Consider the following 19,821-nt stretch of genomic DNA (forward strand, 5'->3'; position numbering starts at 1 on the left):
CGACGGGCCCGTGGACCACGTAGGCTCGTGCTGGACAGGAAAAAACGCTCGGACAGCCGTACTCGTAACCAGGAGCTGATCGTGATTCCCGGTGGTGGCCAGCCCAACATGCAGCAGCTGCTCCAGCAGGCCCAGAAGATGCAGCAGGACCTGGCGAACGCGCAGGAGGAGCTGGCGCGGACGGAGGTCGGCGGCCAGTCGGGCGGTGGCCTGGTGAAGGCGACCGTGACGGGCTCCGGAGAGCTCCGCGCCCTGGTGATCGACCCGAAGGCGGTCGACCCCGAGGACACCGAGACGCTCGCCGATCTGATCGTCGCGGCCGTCCACGCGGCGAACGAGAACGCGCAGGACCTCCAGCAGCGGACCCTCGGCCCGCTCACCCAGGGGCTCGGCGGCGGCAGCGGCATCCCCGGTCTGCCTTTCTAAGACCGGCGGCATCCAACTACCGTACGCACCAGGAAGAAACAGCAGGAAGACAAGCGGGACGGGACCAGGCGGTACCGGAGCAATCGGAAGGCAGTCCGTTGTACGAAGGCGTTGTCCAGGACCTCATCGACGAACTGGGGCGGCTCCCCGGCGTCGGTCCCAAGAGCGCGCAGCGGATCGCCTTCCACATCCTCCAGGCGGAGCCCACGGACGTCCGCCGGCTCGCGCAGGCCCTCATGGAGGTCAAGGCGAAGGTCCGCTTCTGCGCGACCTGCGGCAACGTCGCGCAGGAGGAGCTGTGCAACATCTGCCGCGATCCGCGCCGCGACCTCACGGTCATCTGCGTGGTGGAGGAGCCCAAGGACGTGGTCGCCGTCGAGCGGACACGTGAGTTCCGGGGGAAGTACCACGTGCTCGGCGGCGCGATCAGCCCGATCGAGGGGGTCGGCCCGGACGATCTGCGGATCAGGGAACTCCTGGCCCGTCTGGCCGACGGCACGGTCACCGAGCTCATCCTGGCCACGGACCCGAATCTGGAGGGCGAGGCCACGGCCACGTATCTCGCCCGCATGATCAAGCCCATGGGCCTCAAGGTCACCCGCCTGGCCAGCGGCCTCCCGGTGGGTGGCGACCTGGAATACGCGGACGAGGTCACACTCGGCCGCGCCTTCGAGGGGAGACGACTTCTAGATGTCTGACGCCACGCTGCACGAGACGAGCCCGGACCCCGACGACTTCGTGGTCCAGATCGCGGACCAGGTGGAGAGCTTCCTGGTCGCCGTCGCCGAGGTCGCCAAGGGCGACGAGCCGGACTCGGCCGTGCCCTTCCTCCTGCTGGAGGTCTCCCAGCTCCTGCTGGCCGGCGGCCGTCTCGGCGCGCACGAGGACATCGTCCCCGACGAGCGCTACGAGCCGGACCTCGGCCCGGAGGCGGACGTGGACGAACTGCGCGAGCGGCTCGCCGTGATGCTGGAGCCGATCGACGTCTACTCCGAGGTCTTCGACCCGTACGAGCCCCGCAAGGCCCCGGTCCCGGCCCGTATCTCCGACGACCTCGCCGACGTCATCGCCGACCTGCGCCACGGCATGGCCCACTACCGTGCGGGCCGCACCACGGAGGCCCTGTGGTGGTGGCAGTTCTCCTACTTCTCGAACTGGGGCTCCACCGCCTCCGCGACCCTGCGCGCGCTCCAGTCCGTGGTGGCCCACGTCCGGCTGAACCAGCCCCTGGAGGAGCTGGACGGCCTCGACACCGACCAGGACCTCGGCGAGGAAGTGCTCGCGGAGGAGGCAGGCAAGGTGATGGCGGAGGAGATCGCGGGACCGCTCGGCCTGCGCACGGTCAAGTAGCCCGTCCCCTCCCGGCCCCGCCGCCCCCTTCCCGGCCCGCACCCGGTGTGAGCTGAGGCACGTTCGGAGTGGCGGGGCGCCGGCACGGGCAGGTGCCGTCTCGGAGCGGCCGGATCTCCCTATCCACCTGACAGCCCGGAGTGATCACGTCGTGAGCGGGACATCTCACGATGCGATACCCCGGAAGGGAAATCCGGCCGCTCGTTAGACTGAGCCGACCGCAGTAGTGCGGTGCAGAGACGGACTGAGCGAGGAGCGCACGTGGGCCTTGTCGTGCAGAAGTACGGAGGTTCCTCCGTAGCCGATGCCGAGGGCATCAAGCGCGTCGCCAAGCGGATCGTGGAAGCGAAGAAGAACGGCCACCAGGTGGTCGTCGTCGTTTCCGCGATGGGCGACACGACGGACGAGCTGATCGATCTCGCCGAGCAGGTATCTCCGATGCCCAGCGGACGAGAGTTCGACATGCTGCTGACCGCCGGAGAGCGGATCTCCATGGCCCTGCTGGCGATGGCGATCAAAAACCTGGGCCACAGCGCCCAGAGCTTCACCGGCAGCCAGGCAGGCGTCATCACCGACTCGGTCCACAACAAAGCGCGGATCATCGACGTCACCCCGGGCCGTATCCGTACGGCGCTCGACGAGGGCAACATCGCCATCGTCGCCGGCTTCCAGGGCGTCTCGCAGGACAAGAAGGACATCACCACGCTGGGCCGCGGCGGCTCCGACACCACGGCCGTCGCGCTCGCCGCGGCGCTCGACGCCGAGGTGTGCGAGATCTACACCGACGTGGACGGCGTGTTCACCGCCGACCCGCGCGTGGTGAAGAAGGCGAAGAAGATCGACTGGATCGCCTTCGAGGACATGCTGGAGCTCGCCGCCTCCGGCTCCAAGGTGCTGCTCCACCGCTGTGTGGAGTACGCCCGCCGTTACGACATCCCGATCCACGTGCGGTCGTCCTTCAGCGGACTTCAGGGCACCTGGGTCAGCAGCGCACCGATGAAGCAAGGGGACCAGAAGGTGGAGCAGGCCATCATTTCCGGTGTCGCTCACGACACCTCCGAGGCCAAGGTCACGGTCGTCGGCGTCCCGGACAAGCCGGGCGAGGCCGCCTCGATCTTCCGCGCCATCGCCGACGCCGAGATCAACATCGACATGATCGTGCAGAACGTGTCGGCGGCCACCACGGGCCTGACGGACATCTCCTTCACCCTCCCGAAGACCGAGGGCCGCAAGGCCATCGACGCCCTGGAGAAGGCGAAGAGCGTGATCGGCTTCGAGTCGCTGCGCTACGACGACCAGATCGGCAAGATCTCCCTCGTCGGCGCCGGCATGAAGACCAACCCGGGTGTCACGGCCGGCTTCTTCGAGGCGCTCACGGACGCCGGGGTCAACATCGAGCTGATCTCGACCTCCGAGATCCGCATCTCCGTCGTCACCCGCGCCGACGACGTCAACGACGCGGTCCGCGCCGTGCACAGCGCCTTCGGCCTCGACTCCGACAGCGACGAGGCCGTGGTCTACGGAGGCACCGGGCGATGACCCGGCGACCGACGCTCGCGGTCGTGGGAGCGACCGGAGCCGTCGGCACGGTCATGCTCCAGATCCTGTCCCAGCACGCGGACATCTGGGGTGAGATCCGACTGATCGCCTCGCCGCGCTCGGCCGGCCGCAAGCTGGCCGTGCGCGGTGTGGAGGTCGAGGTGGCGGCCCTGTCGGAGGAGGCCTTCGACGGGGTCGACGTCGCCATGTTCGACGTCCCGGACGAGGTGGCCGCCCAGTGGGCGCCGATCGCCGCCGCCAAGGGCGCGGTCGTCGTCGACAACTCGGGCGCCTTCCGGATGGATCCGGAGGTGCCCCTCGTCGTCCCCGAGGTGAACCCGCACGCCGCCCGGGTGCGCCCGCGCGGGATCGTCTCCAACCCGAACTGCACCACCCTGTCCATGATCGTGGCGCTGGGTGCCCTGCACGCCGAGTTCGGGCTGCGGGAACTCGTCGTCTCCTCGTACCAGGCGGTCAGCGGAGCCGGCCGCGCGGGCATCGACACCCTGCGGCGGCAGATGTCCCTGGTCGCGGGCACGGAACTGGGGAACAGCCCCGGTGACGTACGCCGGGCCGTGGGCGACGACACGGGACCCTTCCCGGAGCCGGTCGCCCTGAACGTGGTGCCGTGGGCCGGGTCGCTCGCCGAGGACGGCTGGTCCTCGGAGGAGATGAAGGTGCGCGACGAGACCCGCAAGATCCTCGGGCTGCCCCGGCTGAAGGTCGCGGTCACCTGCGTCCGCGTTCCCGTCGTCACCACGCACTCCCTGACCGTGCACGCCCGTTTCCAGGACGAGGTGACGGTCGAGAAGGCCCGGGAGATCCTGGACACCGCGCCCGGCGTCGTCCTCTTCGACAACCCGGCCGCCGGTGAGTTCCCCACACCCGCGGACGTGGTGGGCACCGACCCCACCTGGGTGGGCCGGGTCCGCCGTGCGCTGGACGACCCGACCGCCCTCGAACTGTTCGTCTGCGGGGACAACCTGCGCAAGGGCGCCGCCCTGAACACCGCTCAGATCGCCGAGCTGGTGGCGGCGGAGATCATCAAGACCCCTTAGCGCCTGCCCTCCGCCGGTCCCGGACCCGCAGGATTCGGCGTCGTCGCTGGTCAGAGCGTCGCGGGTGAGGGTTCCTTGTGCTCTGGGACCGTAAATCCGGTGCCCCGCGAAGGACGGCTTTGTAGGATCTCTATCGGTTCAGTGATCAACTTAATGGTCCTGACCACTTGAACGGACTCGGGTCGGCGTTCGAAGATTTCGGTGTCGTCCCCGCAACCGCGCGGCGGACGGGGAGCGTCTTCGCCGTCGCCATTCAGGGGCGTCCGGGGGGCGGCGGAGCATTGGGCACAGGAGAAGAGCTGTTACGCATGAGGGCATCTGATGCACTGTCGCGTCGGCGCGGCGGCGTAACGGCGGGGGGTCCGGGGGGCGTTCCGGGGGAGAGGATTCCGGCCGAAGTGGTGTCCGGCGCGAATGTGATGCCCGTCGCGTACAACCCTGCCGGGGGGACGTGTGTCCAACTGGCGTGGCAGAGGTACTCGAATTCACCGCGGTCCAGACGAGGGGCATGGCCCTGCGTCCACCCCGCCGACCCCGCAGCCCCGGCGCGCCCGGCGGCATGCCGGTGATCGCGCCCATGCCCTCAGCGCGGCCCGCCCGCATCCCGAATCAGCGTGACGGCGCCCAGGACAGCCTGGCGGCGGGCACGACGGTCGACCATCTGACCGAGACCTACCGGGCGCACTACCGCTCCCTCCTCGGTCTCGCGGCGCTCCTGCTCGACGACACCGCCTCCTGCGAGGACGTCGTCCAGGAGGCCTTCATCCGGGTGCACTCGGCGCGCAAACGCGTCCGGGACCCGGAGAAGACGCTCGCCTATCTGCGTCAGACCGTCGTCAACCTGTCGCGTTCGGCCCTGCGCCGGCGCATCCTCGGCCTCAAGCTCCTGTCGAAGCCGATGCCCGACATGGCGAGCGCCGAGGAAGGCGCCTACGACCAGTTGGAGCGCGACGCCCTGATCAAGGCGATGAAGGGACTCCAGCGCCGTCAGCGCGAGGTCCTGGTCCTGCGCTACTTCGCGGACATGACCGAGGCCCAGGTCGCCGAGACGCTCGGTGTCTCGCTGGGCTCGGTGAAGGCGTACGGCTCGCGGGGCATCGCCGCGCTCCGCGTCGCCATGGGGGCTTCGGCATGAATGGCAACGACGACCGGCGGCACCCCGAGGACCAGGGGAGCCCGGAACACGAGCACAAGCAATCGCACGCTGGGAACGGAAATGTGAACCACGGCCCCGACGAACAGCCCGGAACACCGGACATGGACGGACTGGGACCCGAAGGGCTCGGCGGAGACGAGCTGGCCCTGCGCCGGCTGCTGCACCAGGCCGTTCAGGAGATCGAACCCGCCGACGGCACCCTGGACCATCTGCGCCGCGCGGTACCGGCCCGGCGCGCCCGCAAGCGGCAGGCCGTGGTCGGCATGGCGGCGGCGGCGCTCTTCATGGGCACGGCGATCCCCGCGTTCGTGCACGTCTCCAACTCCTCGGGGTCGAACCCCGACCCGTCCATCGCGGCCAACAGCTCACAGGCCCAGGGCGGCGCGAACCAGGGCAAGAACTCGGACGGCGGCTCCGGCAAGGACGCGGGCGGCTCGGGCGGCACCTCCAAGGACCACGGCTCCGACAGCAGGACGCAGGCTCCGGGCGGCACGGACAAGGGCGCGAACGGGGCCGTCACCGGCGGTGCCGATCCCTCGGCCTCCGCCTCCGCCGCCCTCACGTGCACGGCGGACCAGCTCGGCGGGGCGTCCGGCACGGCCGCCGCACCGGATTCCACCGGCGCGGTCTACGGCTCGTTCACCGTCTCGAACGTCTCCGCCACGGCCTGCACGGTCACCGGCGCCGGCACGGTCACCGCGCTCGCCCAGGGCGCGGCGGACCCCGCCAAGGTCGGGGTGGCGACGCATGTGGGGGGCGACGCGGCCACCGGCCTGCCGGACCCCTCCACCGAGGTCACGTCCATGGTGCTCCAGCCGGGCGCCTCGTACGTCGTGAAGTTCGCCTGGGTTCCCTCGTCGACGTGTCCGACGGCCGCGGAGCCCACGCCGGACCCGACCCCGACACAGGGCACCACCGACACCGGCGGCACGACCACCGGCTCCGCGGTCGCCAACCCCGCACCCCAGCTCTTCCTCGGGGAGGGCACGCTGGACGGCAGCGTCGTGGTCTCCAGCACGGCCTCGACGGGTGGCGCCGGCGCGTCGGTGACGGTGGCCGACGCCTGCGCGGGCACGGTCTACCACACGGGGATCCTGGCCTCGTCCTGACGGACTCCGGCTTCCGGACTCCGGGCCCCGGGCTTGTTCCCGGGCCCGGGGTCCGTTTCGCCGTGTCAGGCCGTGGTCGTGTCAGGCCGTGGTCGTCACGCCGTCGGTGTCGGACCGTGCAGGTCGGAACGTCCGCGCCAAGCCGTGCGGGTCAGATCGTGTGCGTCAGGCCGTGGCGGACGGCGTCGCGGGCGTGGTGCCCGATTCCTCGGACGCCTTCTCCCCGGCTTCCGCGGAGCCCTCGGCTCCCTGCGTTTCCGGGAGCAGTCCCAGTTCGGCGTCACGGGCGAACTCCACCTCGCGGCGCAGCAGACGGAACCACATGAAGACGACGAAGCCGGCGAAGACGAACCACTCGCCGGTGTAACCCAGGTTCTGGAACGCCTTGAGGTCGAGGCCGGTGTTGTCCGGCGCGGCCGGGGGCACCGCCTTCATCCCGGAGTCGGCCTTGTCGAGCGTGATCCACGCGTCGTACGGGGTGTACGGCACGAGGTTCACCAGCGACGCGGCGCTGATCGCGGCCGTCTGCCCCGCCGGAAGTCCTCCCGCGGTGCTGACACCGTTCGACCCGGGGCTCTCGGACGCCTGGAGCGCGCCCGTGACCGTGACCTCGCCGGTGGGCGCGGCCGGGGCCTTCGCCGGATCGGCCGTGCCGGGCAGCCAGCCCCGGACGACGGGCAGCGCCTTGCCGCCGTCGACCCGCAGCAGCGTCAGTACGTAGTACCCGCTCCTGCCGTCCAGTTCCCGGCCGGGCACGAGGAGCTGCTTGCCGTACCGCCCCTTGGCGATGGTCTGCTTGCCCGACGTCTCCGTGGTCACGGGGAGCATCGTGGCCAGCGGCCGGGCGGGTTCGGTCCTGGCCGTCGAGGCCGTCGCCTCCGCCGTGCGGTGGTCGCGCACCCGGTCCTCGAACCGCCCCAACTGCCACGAGCCCATGAAGATGCAGAAGGGGATGGCCAACAGCACGAAGACGTTGATCCCCCACCAGCGGGGCGTCAGCAGGAACCGGTACACGCCGTCCACGGTACGGGGCGGCCGAGCCGGACTCGGCCGTGGGGCCCGCTCAGTACCGCTCGGCCAGATGCTCCCGGCCCGCCGGAGGCTCGTACGGGTCGGGCCAGAAGTCGGTCACGGTGGCTATGAGGCCCCGCTCGTCGGCCGTGAAGAACGTGATCGCGTGCATCTCCTCCAGGCCCACCGTGAAGAGGGTCCAGGTGACGGCCTGTCCCGGCTCGGCCAGGACGCGCTCGGTCCGGACGTGCCAGTCGCCCGGGTACTCGCGGTTGAACTCGACGTACCGCTCCCTGCCGCTGATGCGCTCGCGCGTCTGCGGCAGGGTGTAGACGACGTCCTCGGCGAGCAGGTCGGCGAACGCCTCCCAGTCCCGGGCGTCCGCGGCGGCCCAGTAACTCTCGACGGCCTTGCGCAGATCGGTCATGCGAAAAAGTCTGCACCCCGCCACTGACAACGGCCCCGGTCCGGTGGAGGGCCCGGAGTCCGGGACGTCGGGTGGGCTCGGGGTCCGGGGCGTCAGGTGGGCGCGGGGTCCGCGAAGTTTTCCACAGGCTGGGGACCTCGTCGGCGCGAGGAGGGCCGGGCCAGGCACTATGGGGCCATGACTGAGAGCACCAGGTCCACCGAGCCGCAGCAGCAGGACATGCCCGACTGGGAGAAGCGCTTCCGGGCACCGAGGGTGTCGCTGCCGGACTGGGCGGAGGACGCCCCGCACCGTTCCCTGTTCGTCTCGAACGCGACGGGGACGTACGAGCTGTACGCGTGGGACCGAGAGACGGGCGAGCAGCGCCAGGTCACCCACCGGGCGAACGGCACGACGGACGGGGTGCTCTCGCCCGACGGCGCGTGGATCTGGTGGTTCGACGACAAGGACGGCGACGAGTTCGGCGTCTGGCGGCGCCGCCCGTTCGAGGCGCCCCTGGTCGTGGGCGATGTCGACGAGCCGGCGGTTCCCGGCCTCGACCCCTCGTACCCGGCGGGCCTGGCCATCGGCCGCGACGGGCGTACGGCCGTGGTCGGCCGCTCGACGGACGACGACGGATCGACGATCCACGTGGCCCGCGCCGGCGAGACCCCGGTCGAGATCTACCGCCACCGCGAGTCGGCCGGCGTCGGCGACCTCTCGCACGACGGCTCGCTGATCGCCGTCGAGCACACCGAGCACGGCGACGCGATGCACTCGGCGCTCAGGGTGCTGCGCCCGGACGGTTCGGCGGTCGCCGAACTGGACGACACCGAGGGCGGCACGGTCGAGCTGGGCCTGGAGGTGCTGGGCTTCGCCCCCGTGGACGGGGACAGCCGACTGCTCATCGGGCACCAGCGGCGCGGCCGCTGGGAACCCCTGGTGTGGGACGTGGCGACCGGCGCGCAGACCGACCTCGGCCTCGACCTCCCCGGTGACGTGGCCGCCGAGTGGTATCCGGACGGCTCGGGCCTGCTCATCGCCCACAGCTTCGAGGCGCGCAGCGACCTGTGGCGCTACGACCTCGCCACCGGCGAGCTGACCGAGGTCCCGACCCCGCCGGGCACGGTCTCCGGAGCGACGGCCCGCCCGGACGGCACGGTGGAGTATCTGTGGTCGTCGGCGGCCGAGCCCTCGGCGGTGCGCTCGACGACCGGCGAGATCGTCCTGGACCCGCCCGGGGAGAAGTCCCCGGGATCCGTTCCCGTGGAGGACGTGTGGGTCGAGGGGCCGGGCGGCCGTGTTCACGCCCTGGTCCAGAAGCCGGCCGGCACCACCGGCCCGCTGCCCACCGTCTTCGAGATCCACGGCGGCCCGACCTGGCACGACAGCGACTCGTTCGCGGCGGGCCCGGCGGCCTGGGTCGACCACGGCTACGCGGTGGTCCGGGTCAACTACCGCGGCTCCACCGGCTACGGCCGCGCGTGGACCGACGCGCTCAAGCACCGCGTCGGTCTGATCGAGCTGGAGGACATCGCGGCGGTCCGCGCATGGGCGGTCGCGTCCGGACTGGCTGATCCCGACCGGCTGATCCTCACCGGCGGTTCCTGGGGCGGCTACCTCACGCTCCTCGGTGTCGGCACCCAGCCGGACGCCTGGGCCCTCGGCATCGCCGCCGTCCCGGTCGCCGACTACGTGACGGCGTACCACGACGAGATGGAGGCGCTGAAGGCCATGGACCGCACGCTCCTCGGCGGCACCCCCGAGGAGGTCCCCGAGCGCTTCGAGGCGTCCTCCCCGCTGACCTACGTCGACGCCGTCAAGGTCCCCGTGTACATCTCGGCCGGTGTCAACGACCCCCGCTGCCCCATCCGCCAGATCGACAACTACGTCACCCGTCTCGCCGCCCGCGACGCCGTCCACGAGGTCTACCGCTACGACGCGGGCCACGGCTCCCTGGTCGTCGACGAACGCATCAAGCAGGTCCGCCTGGAGCTCGACTTCGCGGAGCGGCACCTGGGCCGCTGACCCCGAGGTGACGCGGGGAGGGCCCGGGCTCAGGAGACGCCCGGGACCGCGCCGGCCCGCCCGCCGGCTGTGCACCCGCCGGCTGTCCGCGGGTCCGGGCGGGGCAGCGCGTCAGAGGCAGCGGTGGGCGTCGCCGGGAGGCGGGACCTGCCGGACCGGCCCTAGGCCCCCGCCCGCTGCCGGGGCCGTCGGCCGAGCAGTTCGGCCAGGCCCCGGCGGGTGGCGGCGAGCACCACGCGGTCCTGGGGCCGCAGGACATGGGTGGAGGGCAGGTCCCACACCAGCCGGGGACCGCCCGGGGAGGACGCCGATGCCGCCCGGCGTTCCTCGGGGGTCGCGGTGTCCAGCGCGAGCACCCGCCAGGCCCCCGCCCGGAACGCCTCTCCCACCGTGCGCCCCTCCAGCTGCGGATGCCCGGCCACGTCGATCGCCGCGAACAGCAGCACCCGCCGCTCGACGGGAATCGCCCCGAGGATCTGCCGCCCCAGCATCGCCCCCGCGAACGCGGGCGCGGCCAGGTGGGACACGCTGCGGCTCCGGGTGAGCGCGCCGGGATGCGCGGCCCGGAGGGTGCGGTACACGGCGGTCGCGAAGTCGTCGTCGTACAGCCGCAGGACGACCCGCAGATCGGGGCGCAGGGTGCGGGCGGAGAGCACGGCCTCCAGGTTCATCGTGTCCGCGCTGGTCAACGCCAGCAACGCGTGCGCCCGGTGGATCTTGGCGGCCTCCAGCACCCCTTCCTGGGTGACGTCGCCCAGCACCACGGGCACCCGCAGACTTCGCGCCAGCGCGAGCCCGCGGGCCTCGGGGTCGGCCTCCACGCACACCACCGGGATGCGCAGCTCACGCAGCCGGGCCAGCACCCTCGTGCCGATCTTGCCGACCCCGAGCAGCACCACGTGTCCGGACAGTCCGCGGGGCGGCTTGCGCAGTGCGGTGCCGCTGCGGAAGGTGCCGAGCGCTTCCAGGACGGCGGCGAGCAGCACCGGCAGGAGCAGCAACCCGACCATTCCCGAACAGAGTTGGAGGATCTGGCGCCCCAGCGGCTCCCCGATGGCCGGATTGTTGATGGCGAAGAGGTCGAGGAGCGTCAGATAGGTCGCCTGGAGCGGGCGCTCCCCGGTGACCAGCATCGACGCCACGGCGAGTCCGACCACGCACGCGACGAGCCCCGCGAACGACAGGCGCAGCCGTCGGGACATCAGCGAGCCGAACCACGGCATGACGCCCCGCCCCGAGCTCAGTTCGGGCCCCGAGTACGCCACGTTCTCCAGGACGACGGTTCCGCGTCCGGTGGCGGCGGCCACCGCCCTTTCGTCGGGCAGGAGTTGGGGGCCCTGTGCGCCGCTGCTCTCCGAACCGTCCGCGCCAGCCGGGTCGTTGGTCGTGGCGGACAGCAACGCCAGCGTGCACAGACCCGGATCGGCGACCTGGCCGGGACCGGGAGGCGGACGTTCCACCGCCCGGAGCATCAGCCCGTCGGTCTGGACGACCTTGCTCGTCCCGGCCACGGCGGTGGCGGCGAGGGCGGGGGCGGCCGTGTCGGCGTCGGACAGGACGGTGGTGGAGGCGTCGTAGGCCTCGGAGTTCCCGCCGTCCGGTGAGCCGGCCGTCCCGGGTGCGCCCCCGGCGGAGTGCGCGGCGGCCAGCGCCGAGGCCTGGTCGAGGAGGGCCTCGATGTGCTGCCCGAGACGCCGGTTGTAGAGCCGCAGAACCAGCCGGATCCGCGGGTTGAGCCGGCGGGCGGTGAGCGCGGCCCGGATGTTGGTCTCGTCGTCGTCGTACACGAGGGCGAGCGCGGTGGCCCGTTCGACGCCCGCGTAGGCGAGCGCCGCCTCGCCGAGTTCGGCGGTCTCCACGAGTCGCTCCGAAGCGGGCGGCTCATCGGCTCCTCCGCCTCCGTTGCCGCCCCCGTTCCCGTTCCCGGAGGCCCGGTTCACCGCCGCGGAGACCCGGTCGAACAGGGCGGTGGCCCGCGGCCGTCCGACCACCGGCGGCCGCACACCGCCCTGCGCGGGCGGCACGACCAGGGTCACCCGTTCGCCGTACACCCCCCGCAGCTCGGCGGCCAGCCGGTGGGCCAGGGCGTCGTCCCCGGCCACCACCATGTGCTCGACGGTGTCACCCGGCGGACTCTGAGACGGAAGATTCCCCACGAAGGAGAAGACTGCCGCACGGGGACGGTGGTTCCCAGGGGGAAGTCCCTTCGGACACGGGGAGATGGGCGGAGGGCCTCGGCCCTGTCGGCGGGTGGCCCTACCGGTAGAGCCGCACACCGCCGTTCGAGCCGAGGGCGTTGAGGACCAGCACACCGCCGTCCGGGGTGACGTACACCGTGCCCGAGGTGAAGCTCCACTTCCCGGTCCCCACCGGCAGTCCGGCGATCGGGGTGGTGCGACCGGTGCGCGGGTCGATGCCGATGAGCTGCGGGGAGCCGGACAGCGTGACGGCGTACACCTTGTCGTGCGCGCCGGACGCGGGAACGGCGAGCGCGGCGGAGCGGGCGGTCCAGAGCTTGGCGCCGGTGGTGGTGTCGAAGGCGTCGATCAGCGTGCTGCCGGCGGCCGAGGCCGGGGTGACCAGGACCTTGCCGTAGAGCCGGGCGGAGTGGTCGGCGCCCGTGGTGTTGCCGGACGTGAGCTCGTCGTTGCCCACGGCCAGTTTGCGGCCGGTCCCGTGGGTGTCGAAGACGCGTACGGCGTCCTGGCGGGCGGTGTGGACGGAGGCGATCAGCGGGGAGCCGGACAGGATGTGCGTCACGTCCGAGTGCGCGCTCTCGGGCTTCCGCCAGATCACCTTCCCGGTCTTCCCGTCGTACGCGGTGAGGGTGAACCGGGTCTTCTGGTCGAGGCAGAAGTCGTCCACCAGCACGGTGCCTGCGGTGCCCCAGTCGTAGGCGTTGCAGTAGTGGCCGCGGGCCTTGTAGCCCCATACGCGGCTGCCGGTTCGGAGGTCGACACCGCCGAGGAAGTTCTCGCTGACGATGGTGGCGACGTTGCCCTGCACGTAGGTCGAGGCGGTCGCCGCCGCCGGGTGCTTGGTGCTGGTCAGCGGCATGGACCAGAGGATCTTGCCGGTGGACGCGTCGACACCGGCCAGCCGGGTGCAGGTGCTGCCGTCCTTGCCGAAGGCGACCGTGCCGATGCCGTGGGCACCGAGCGTCGGCGACATCGCGCAGGGGACGGTGCCGGCCTCGGCGGAGGTGTCCGAAGACGAGGCGGTGCCGGAGGGCGTGGCGGTGCCGGCTTCGGCGGCAGTGCCGGAGGGACTGGCGGTGCCGGCGGATGTGGTGGTGGTACCGGAGGACGTGGTGGTACCGGAAGACGTGGCTGTGCCGGACGACCCCGCGGATGCGGAGGACTTGGCGGGCGCGGGGAACTTGGCGCTCCACACCTGCTTGCCGTCGGTCAGGTCGTAGGCCCGCAGACCGCCCCGGCTGCTGGCCCGGACGAGCAGTTTGTCGGTGAGCCAGCTGCCGATCAGCGCGTCGTCGGCGGCGGGCGCCGGAATCTGCCATTCCTGCGTCAGCTGCTTGGAGGCGACGGCGGCGGCGTCCTCCTCCTCGAACAGGACGGCGGAGGCCCCGCCGGCGGCGACGAGGACGACGAGGGCGAGCGCCATCCTGCCCACCCACCTGGGCTTCGCGGCCGGTTCACCGCCCGAGCCGGTACGGGGCTGAGGCTGCGCGGCGGCCGGCTCGGGGCGGCGCGGGGCCGCGGGGGCGGGAACGCCGGCCGTCGCCGAGGGCTGTCCGGAGCGGTCGGCCGAGCCGTCACCGCGCCGGGCGCGCCGGGGTGTCCGGCGATCCTGTTCGTCCAGGGCGTCGTGGGCGCCGGTGCGGGGTTCGGGGGCCCGCATCGGCATGGTGGTGTCCCAGCGGGTGCCGGGGGACGCGCCGTACGGAGGGGCGGGCCACCCGTCGTCCCGCTGACCGGCCGGCGCCGTCCGCTGCTCGCCCTGGTACGCCCGCTGCTCCTCGCGGCGATACGTCGGCTGTTCCTCCTGGTACGGCTGCTGGCCGTGCCGGTGGCTCTGCCGCTGGTCCTGGTACGGCTGCTGGTCGTCGCGGTACGCCTGCCGCTGGTCCGGATACGTCGGCTGGCCGTGGCGGTACGCCTGCCGCTGATCCTGGTACGCCCGCTGGTCGTCGCGGTAGCTCTGCTGCTCGTCGCGGTAGCTCTGCCGCTCGTCCTCGTAGGTCGGCTGCACGTCGCGGTACGTCTGCTGCTCGTCCTGGAAAGCCGGCTGCTCGTCGCGGTACGTCTGCCGCTCCTCCTGGTACGCCGACTGGTCGTCGCGGTAGGTCCGCCGGTCGTCGCCGTACGCGCGCTGCTCCTGCCGGTACGCCCGCCGTTCCTCCCGGTACGGCTGCGGACCGGGAGCCGACGTGCGCGGCCGGAAGGCCCAGCCCTGGTCCTCCTGCGGAGCCCCCTGGCCCGGTGACGATTCCGTCGTCATCTCCGTGTTCCCCCCTGGTCGGGCATCCGCTTGCGCCAGCCGCAGTGATGCGCCGTGATAAATGATGTTTCTTGCGGGATTCATCCCGAATTCACGTAATTGTGAGGAGTCAGCCGTTCTTGAACGAATGGCCGAACTTGCTCCGGGTCGACTCCACCTGGAAAGCGGCCAGCGAGCCCACCGACGTGCTGATACGCCAGTCCATCAGCTGTTTTCCGCCCGGCCAGTCCTTGCGCTGGTCGTACCAGACGAGCCCGATGACGCCGGCTTTCGCGGCGCCCTGGAACAGGTCACGGATGTGCGCCTCCTTGCCTTCGCTCTGCGCCACCCCGGTCTCGGCGATCAGCACCGGCTTGCCGGAGAAGGCCGCGACCTCGCGCAGGGTGGGGGCGAACAGGCTGGAGAAGGCGACGCCGTCGATGGGCCCGTAGTAGCCGATGAGGCCGACCCAGTCGACGTAGGCGCTGCCCGGGTAGTAGGGGCGCAACTTCGCGGTGGTTCCCGAGTCGACCACGTGCGGGGTCCACACCCAGATCACGTTGGTGACGCCCTGCGCGGCGAAGACGTCGTGCACGTGCTTCCAGGCCGCGACGAAGTCGGCGGGCTTGGCGTGCCCGGGACCCCAGGAGTTCCACGGACCGTTCATCTCGCCGGCGAAGGAGAGGGCCAACGGGCCGTCGTAGGCGGCGATCTGGCTCGCCAACTGGCGGATGTACGCGTCGTCCTGGCCCTTGCCGATGTCGGCGAGCGAGGTGTCGGAGGGCACCAGCGCCATCATCGGCAGCTGACCGTGCTGCCACAGGAAGGCGTTGCCCTCGGTGTCGAAGTCGTCGCCCCAGGAGCTGTAGTACTCGCGGATGTCAGGGGTCCGCCCGGCCTCTTTGGCGAAGGTGGTGACGATGCCGTACTGCCAGGGCGTCTTGTCGTCGACGACACCCAGCGCGCGGCCGGACGGCTTGAGCAGGGACGTGACCTGGAAGTGCGCGGCCGGGGCGGTGGTCGCACCCGTCTTCGCGCCGCTCCCGCTTCCCGTGCCGCCGCAGGCGTCCGCCAGGAGCGAGACGGCGATCATGAGGATCGCGGCGACCGTCAGGCGGCTGCGGCGGCTGGCTATGGCCATGCGTCAGGTCCCATCGGGCAGAAAGCAAGCGACGTCGCCGGGACTCTACGAGACCTGCGTGACATTCACGGAATCTGCATACTAATCTAGCCGCATGACGGGGGTTGGTTGAATGATCTCCCTTTCCTCGCGCATACATCACTTTTCCGTATTACTCGCTGCCCTCGGCGTGCCGAAGCGGCGGACGTAACACGATGAACGAAGGCTCGAGGCTGTCGATGACCAGTACCTCCACGGAGGTCGAGCCCGCTCCCGTCTTTGTGGACCAGACCGGTCAGCGCGGTCGCCGCCTGCGAGGACTCGGCTGGCTGGTGGGCATCCTCTGCGCCGGGTGCGTGGTGGCGATGGTCTCCGGCCTGGTCGGAACGCAGTCGCAGGCACCCGCGCTCACCGTCCCCGCCTCCGCCGACACCACACCGCCCAGCCAGTACCTGAACGCGCCGCTGCCCGCGGCTCCCGGCGCCGCGGGCAACACCCCCGCCACGGCGGCCACCTCCGACGCCACCGCGTCCGTCACCGGCGGCCTCCCGTCGGCCACCGCGACAACGGGGGCCGGCACGGCGGCAGGCTCCACGACCGACGCCCCCGCGACGACGACAGCCGGTACGGCGGCGTCGAGCCCCTTGACTGCCACCGCGCAGTAGCCAGACGCGACCGACCAGGAAGTCCATGTCCCGCTCCCGCCATCAGCGCCCTCGGCAGTCCCTCGCGCGACCGCGCCGCCTGGCCGCGCCTCCCCTGCGTTTCTTTCTGCCGGTGACCGTACTGACGACCCTGCTCGCCCTGATGGTGCTCCGGGGCATGGCGAACAACGAGGTCTTCCACGACGAGCGCATCGCCACCTCCGTGGACAAGGTCACCGTCCCGACCAGCGTGCTGGAAGGCGGTCCGGTCGTCGACGCGCGCGGCGACAAGAACGGCAAGCCGGTCAGCTACACGATCCCGAACAAGACGGTCGTCCTCAGCTTCGACGACGGACCGTCCCCCCAGTGGACGCCGAAGATCCTCGAGGTGCTGAAGCGCGAGCACGTCCGCGCCGACTTCTTCGTCACCGGTTCGATGGTCACGCGCAACCCGGCGCTGATCCGGCGGATCGTGGCCGACGGCCACGAGATCGGCCTGCACACCTTCACCCACCCCGACCTCGCGCTGCACTCCGGCAGCCGGCTCACCTGGGAACTGGGCGAGACCCAGCTCGCGCTGGCCGGTGTCGCCGGCATCCACTCCAGCCTGTTCCGCCCGCCCTACTCCTCCACGGTGGACGCGCTGGACGACTGGTCGTGGCCGGTGACCAAGCAGGCCGGGTCCGAGGGGTACCTGACCACCTTCATCAACAAGGACACCGACGACTGGAAGCGCCCCGGCGTCGACTCCATCGTCAAGGCCGCCATGCCCGACCTGCCCGGCCAGGGCGAGATGATCCTGCTGCACGACGCGGGCGGCAACCGGTCGCAGACGCTGACCGCGCTGCCGATCATCATCGAGAAGCTCAAGGCCCAGGGCTACACCTTCAAGACCACCGGCGAGGCGCTCGGCACCGGCTCCGCCAATACGAAGGTCACCAGCTACAACCTGTGGGTCGGCAAGGCGTTCCTGTGGTGCACCACCTTCTCGGTGTGGCTGATGCCGTTCCTGGTCGGGCTGCTCGCGGTCGTCGGCGCGCTGGTCATGGCGCGGTTCGTGCTGATGCTGCTGCTCTCGGCCATCCACGTACGGCGCATCCGCAAACCGGGCTTCACCTGGGGTGATCCGGTCACCGAACCGGTCACCGTGGTCGTCCCCGCGTACAACGAGCAGGAGTGCATCACCAACACCCTGCTCTCGCTGGCCGCGAGCGACTACCCCATCGAGGTCATCGTGGTCGACGACGGGTCGACCGACGACACCTCCGCCATCGTCGAGGAACTCGACCTGCCGATGGTCCGCCTGATCCGGCAGCCGAACAGCGGCAAGCCGACCGCCCTCAACACCGGTGTGGCCGCCGCCTCGTACGACCTGATCGTCATGATGGACGGCGACACGGTCTTCGAGCCGTCCACCGTGCGGGAACTGGTGCAGCCCTTCGGCGATCCGCGCGTCGGCGCGGTCGCGGGCAACGCCAAGGTCGGCAACCGCGACACGCTGATCGGCGCCTGGCAGCACATCGAGTACGTCATGGGCTTCAACCTCGACCGCCGGATGTACGACGTGCTCAACTGCATGCCGACCATCCCCGGCGCCGTGGGCGGCTTCCGCCGCTCCGCGCTCGAGGAGGCCGGCGGCATGAGCGACGAGACCCTCGCCGAGGACACCGACGTGACCATGGCCCTGCACCGGGCCGGCTGGCGGGTCGTCTACGCGGAGAACGCCCGGGCCTGGACCGAGGCGCCCGTCAGCATGAAGCAGCTGTGGTCGCAGCGCTACCGCTGGAGCTACGGCACCATGCAGGCGATGTGGAAGCACCGGCACGCGCTCCTGGAGCGCGGCGCGGCCGGCCACTTCGGCCGCGTGGGCCTGCCGTTCGTCGCCCTGTTCATGGTGGTCACCCCGCTGCTCGCGCCCGCCTTCGACATCGGCATGGTCTACGGCGTGGTCTTCGTCGACGCCTACAAGACCCTGGCCGCGTGGTTCGCGGTGATGGCCCTCCAGGCCGTCTGCGCCTGGTGGTCCTTCCGGCTGGACAAGGAGAAGGCGTGGCATCTGATCACGCTGCCGGCCCAGCAGGTGGTCTACCGCGTGCTCATGTACATGGTGCTGATGCAGTCCGCCATCACCGCTCTGACGGGAGGCCGGTTGCGCTGGCAGAAGCTGAAGCGCACCGGCGAGGTGGGGCTCGATGTCACAACGGGGGCGATGACTTCATGAGTACCGCAGAACGGGGTGCCTACGGCACCCGAGGCCCTTCCGACACGGTCGCCCTGAGGGTGGACCCCGACCTGATACCCACGCCGCGCGCCCCGCAGCCCGAGGAGGCCGCCCCCGCACCCGCGCGGAAGCCCGGCCGTGACCGCTACCTCGACCTGCTGCGGGCGCTCGCCCTGGTCCGCGTGGTGGTCTACCACAACTTCAGCTGGACCTGGCTGCCGATCGTCTTCCCCTCCATGGGCGTGATGTTCGCGCTCGCCGGCTCGCTGATGGTGCGCTCCCTGAACCGGCCGGCGCTGAGCGTGATCCGCGGCCGGCTGCGCCGTCTGCTGCCGCCGATGTGGCTGTTCGGCGCGGTCGTGGTCCCGCTGATGCTGCTCCAGGGCTGGCGGCCCGACGCCGCCCACCACCCCGACTGGTGGTGGGCCGATCTGGCGTACTGGGTCCTGCCGTTCAGCGAACCGCCCTTCGGGGCGACGCTGCACACCTTCGGCGGGCACCTGCCGAGCTCCTGGGCCGAGCAGATCTGTGTGCCGCTCTGGTACCTGCGCGCCTACCTCTGGTACGTACTGCTGTCGCCGCTCCTGCTCAAGGCGATGCGGAAAATGCCCTGGGTCACCCTGCTGGTGCCGCTGGCGCTCGCGTTCCTCATCAACTCCGGACTGATCGACCAGTCCGGCCGGCTGATGGAAGCCGCCACCGACTTCACCACCTTCGGCTCCTGCTGGCTGCTCGGCATGGCCCACCAGGAGGGGCTGCTCCGCAGGATCCCGCAGTACATCGTGCCGTCCGTGGCGCCGCTGGTGCTCATGTTCGGCCTGTGGTGGCTGCTGCGGGCGCCGGTGGACAACCCCCGGATCGGGCACGACCTGGAAGCGGTGCCGGTCGCCCAGGCGATCTGGTCGTTCGGCGCCGTGATGCTGCTGCTCCACCTGAGCCCGTCCTGGGAGCAGTGGCCCAAGCCGCTGGAGAGGTTCAACGGCGTGATCAGCCTGCTCAACTCCCGCGCGGTCACCGTCTATCTGTGGCACTCGTTCGCGCTGGTGCTGACCGAGCCGCTGATCGACCAGCTGTGGAACAACACCTTCTTCTACGACCACGCGCAGTGGCTGCTGGTGAGCCAGTGGACCCCGCTGGCGGTCGCGGTTCCGCTGATCTGCCTGGCGATCGTGCTCTTCGGCTGGATCGAGGACGTGGCCGCCAAGCGCCGGCCCCGCCTCTTCCCGTACCCGGGGCGCTCCAAGGGGGGCCGCCGGCGCGGGCGTTAGACCTGAGACGGTGCGCGGCCGGTCGGCCGTGACGGCGAAGGGCGCCCC

General features: G+C 71.2%; 16 protein-coding genes. 11 read left to right on the top strand and 5 right to left on the bottom strand.

Annotated features, from left to right (window positions below; genetic code table 11):
* The first annotated feature begins 81 nt into the window (after positions 1-81).
* The 7 genes from WJM95_RS17245 (at position 82) to WJM95_RS17275 (ending at position 6,638) form a co-directional block, all read left to right on the top strand.
* The gene (locus WJM95_RS17245; protein ID WP_339130613.1) at positions 82-426 is read left to right on the top strand and encodes a YbaB/EbfC family nucleoid-associated protein; all 345 of its coding nucleotides are present in this window, start codon (positions 82-84) and stop codon (positions 424-426) included.
* A gap of 98 nt (positions 427-524) precedes the next feature.
* On the top strand, positions 525-1,124 hold the full coding sequence (recR, locus tag WJM95_RS17250) for a recombination mediator RecR (RefSeq protein ID WP_100596382.1): 600 nt from the start codon (positions 525-527) through the stop codon (positions 1,122-1,124).
* Entirely contained in the window at positions 1,117-1,776 is a 660-nt protein-coding gene (locus WJM95_RS17255; protein ID WP_339130614.1) for a DUF5063 domain-containing protein, read from the top strand. Before recR ends, WJM95_RS17255 begins: the two co-directional genes overlap by 8 nt.
* Positions 1,777-2,037: 261 nt before the next feature.
* A complete protein-coding gene (locus WJM95_RS17260; protein WP_339130615.1) occupies positions 2,038-3,315 on the top strand; it encodes an aspartate kinase in 1,278 nt (425 codons plus the stop codon).
* A complete protein-coding gene (locus WJM95_RS17265) occupies positions 3,312-4,373 on the top strand; it encodes an aspartate-semialdehyde dehydrogenase (protein ID WP_339130616.1) in 1,062 nt (353 codons plus the stop codon). Before WJM95_RS17260 ends, WJM95_RS17265 begins: the two co-directional genes overlap by 4 nt.
* 508 nt (positions 4,374-4,881) lie before the next feature.
* Positions 4,882-5,508 (top strand): SigE family RNA polymerase sigma factor, encoded by a 627-nt coding sequence (locus WJM95_RS17270; RefSeq protein ID WP_339135634.1) that lies wholly within the window; start codon positions 4,882-4,884, stop codon positions 5,506-5,508.
* Between the two features lie 83 nt (positions 5,509-5,591).
* The gene (locus tag WJM95_RS17275; protein ID WP_339130617.1) at positions 5,592-6,638 is read left to right on the top strand and encodes a hypothetical protein; all 1,047 of its coding nucleotides are present in this window, start codon (positions 5,592-5,594) and stop codon (positions 6,636-6,638) included.
* 165 nt (positions 6,639-6,803) lie between these two features.
* On the opposite strand, the gene WJM95_RS17280 is transcribed toward WJM95_RS17275, so the two are convergent.
* The gene (locus WJM95_RS17280) at positions 6,804-7,652 is read right to left on the bottom strand and encodes an SURF1 family protein (RefSeq protein WP_339130618.1); all 849 of its coding nucleotides are present in this window, start codon (positions 7,650-7,652) and stop codon (positions 6,804-6,806) included.
* 49 nt (positions 7,653-7,701) lie between these two features.
* A complete protein-coding gene (locus WJM95_RS17285) occupies positions 7,702-8,076 on the bottom strand; it encodes a nuclear transport factor 2 family protein (protein ID WP_339130619.1) in 375 nt (124 codons plus the stop codon).
* A 177-nt stretch (positions 8,077-8,253) separates the two neighbouring features.
* On the opposite strand from WJM95_RS17285, the gene WJM95_RS17290 reads away from it, so the two are divergent.
* Positions 8,254-10,083, top strand: coding sequence for a prolyl oligopeptidase family serine peptidase (locus WJM95_RS17290; protein WP_339130620.1), 1,830 nt, complete (start codon positions 8,254-8,256; stop codon positions 10,081-10,083).
* A 161-nt stretch (positions 10,084-10,244) separates the two neighbouring features.
* Here the strand turns inward: WJM95_RS17290 and WJM95_RS17295 are convergent, their stop codons facing one another.
* From WJM95_RS17295 to WJM95_RS17305, 3 genes are all read right to left on the bottom strand, one after another.
* Complete coding sequence (locus tag WJM95_RS17295; RefSeq protein WP_339130621.1) at positions 10,245-12,191, bottom strand: NAD-binding protein; 1,947 nt, start codon at positions 12,189-12,191, stop codon at positions 10,245-10,247.
* 148 nt (positions 12,192-12,339) lie between these two features.
* The gene (locus WJM95_RS17300; RefSeq protein WP_339130622.1) at positions 12,340-14,541 is read right to left on the bottom strand and encodes a PQQ-binding-like beta-propeller repeat protein; all 2,202 of its coding nucleotides are present in this window, start codon (positions 14,539-14,541) and stop codon (positions 12,340-12,342) included.
* Positions 14,542-14,650: 109 nt separating this feature from the next.
* Positions 14,651-15,661: a glycosyl hydrolase gene (locus WJM95_RS17305; RefSeq protein WP_339130623.1), complete on the bottom strand. Its 1,011-nt coding sequence runs from the start codon at positions 15,659-15,661 to the stop codon at positions 14,651-14,653.
* Positions 15,662-15,879: 218 nt separating this feature from the next.
* On the opposite strand from WJM95_RS17305, the gene WJM95_RS17310 reads away from it, so the two are divergent.
* The 3 genes from WJM95_RS17310 (at position 15,880) to WJM95_RS17320 (ending at position 19,773) form a co-directional block, all read left to right on the top strand.
* The gene (locus tag WJM95_RS17310; RefSeq protein ID WP_339130624.1) at positions 15,880-16,305 is read left to right on the top strand and encodes a hypothetical protein; all 426 of its coding nucleotides are present in this window, start codon (positions 15,880-15,882) and stop codon (positions 16,303-16,305) included.
* A 142-nt stretch (positions 16,306-16,447) separates the two neighbouring features.
* Positions 16,448-18,505, top strand: a complete 2,058-nt coding sequence (locus WJM95_RS17315) for a bifunctional polysaccharide deacetylase/glycosyltransferase family 2 protein (protein WP_339135635.1) — start codon at positions 16,448-16,450, stop codon at positions 18,503-18,505.
* Entirely contained in the window at positions 18,502-19,773 is a 1,272-nt protein-coding gene (locus WJM95_RS17320) for an acyltransferase (protein WP_339130625.1), read from the top strand. The genes WJM95_RS17315 and WJM95_RS17320 overlap by 4 nt, the downstream gene beginning before the upstream one ends.
* Positions 19,774-19,821: the final 48 nt, after the last annotated feature.

Origin of the sequence: Streptomyces sp. f51, assembly GCF_037940415.1 — a bacterium.
Taxonomy (GTDB): domain Bacteria; phylum Actinomycetota; class Actinomycetes; order Streptomycetales; family Streptomycetaceae; genus Streptomyces.

Coding starts and splice junctions, on each gene's coding strand:
- WJM95_RS17255 (WP_339130614.1), top strand. CDS start 1,117: ATGTCTGACGCCACGCTGCACGAGACGAGCCCGGACCCCGACGACTTC.
- WJM95_RS17265 (WP_339130616.1), top strand. CDS start 3,312: ATGACCCGGCGACCGACGCTCGCGGTCGTGGGAGCGACCGGAGCCGTC.
- WJM95_RS17270 (WP_339135634.1), top strand. CDS start 4,882: ATGGCCCTGCGTCCACCCCGCCGACCCCGCAGCCCCGGCGCGCCCGGC.
- WJM95_RS17285 (WP_339130619.1), bottom strand. CDS start 8,076: ATGACCGATCTGCGCAAGGCCGTCGAGAGTTACTGGGCCGCCGCGGAC.
- WJM95_RS17290 (WP_339130620.1), top strand. CDS start 8,254: ATGACTGAGAGCACCAGGTCCACCGAGCCGCAGCAGCAGGACATGCCC.
- WJM95_RS17295 (WP_339130621.1), bottom strand. CDS start 12,191: ATGGTGGTGGCCGGGGACGACGCCCTGGCCCACCGGCTGGCCGCCGAG.
- WJM95_RS17300 (WP_339130622.1), bottom strand. CDS start 14,541: ATGACGACGGAATCGTCACCGGGCCAGGGGGCTCCGCAGGAGGACCAG.
- WJM95_RS17305 (WP_339130623.1), bottom strand. CDS start 15,661: ATGGCCATAGCCAGCCGCCGCAGCCGCCTGACGGTCGCCGCGATCCTC.
- WJM95_RS17310 (WP_339130624.1), top strand. CDS start 15,880: ATGACCAGTACCTCCACGGAGGTCGAGCCCGCTCCCGTCTTTGTGGAC.
- WJM95_RS17315 (WP_339135635.1), top strand. CDS start 16,448: ATGGTGCTCCGGGGCATGGCGAACAACGAGGTCTTCCACGACGAGCGC.
- WJM95_RS17320 (WP_339130625.1), top strand. CDS start 18,502: ATGAGTACCGCAGAACGGGGTGCCTACGGCACCCGAGGCCCTTCCGAC.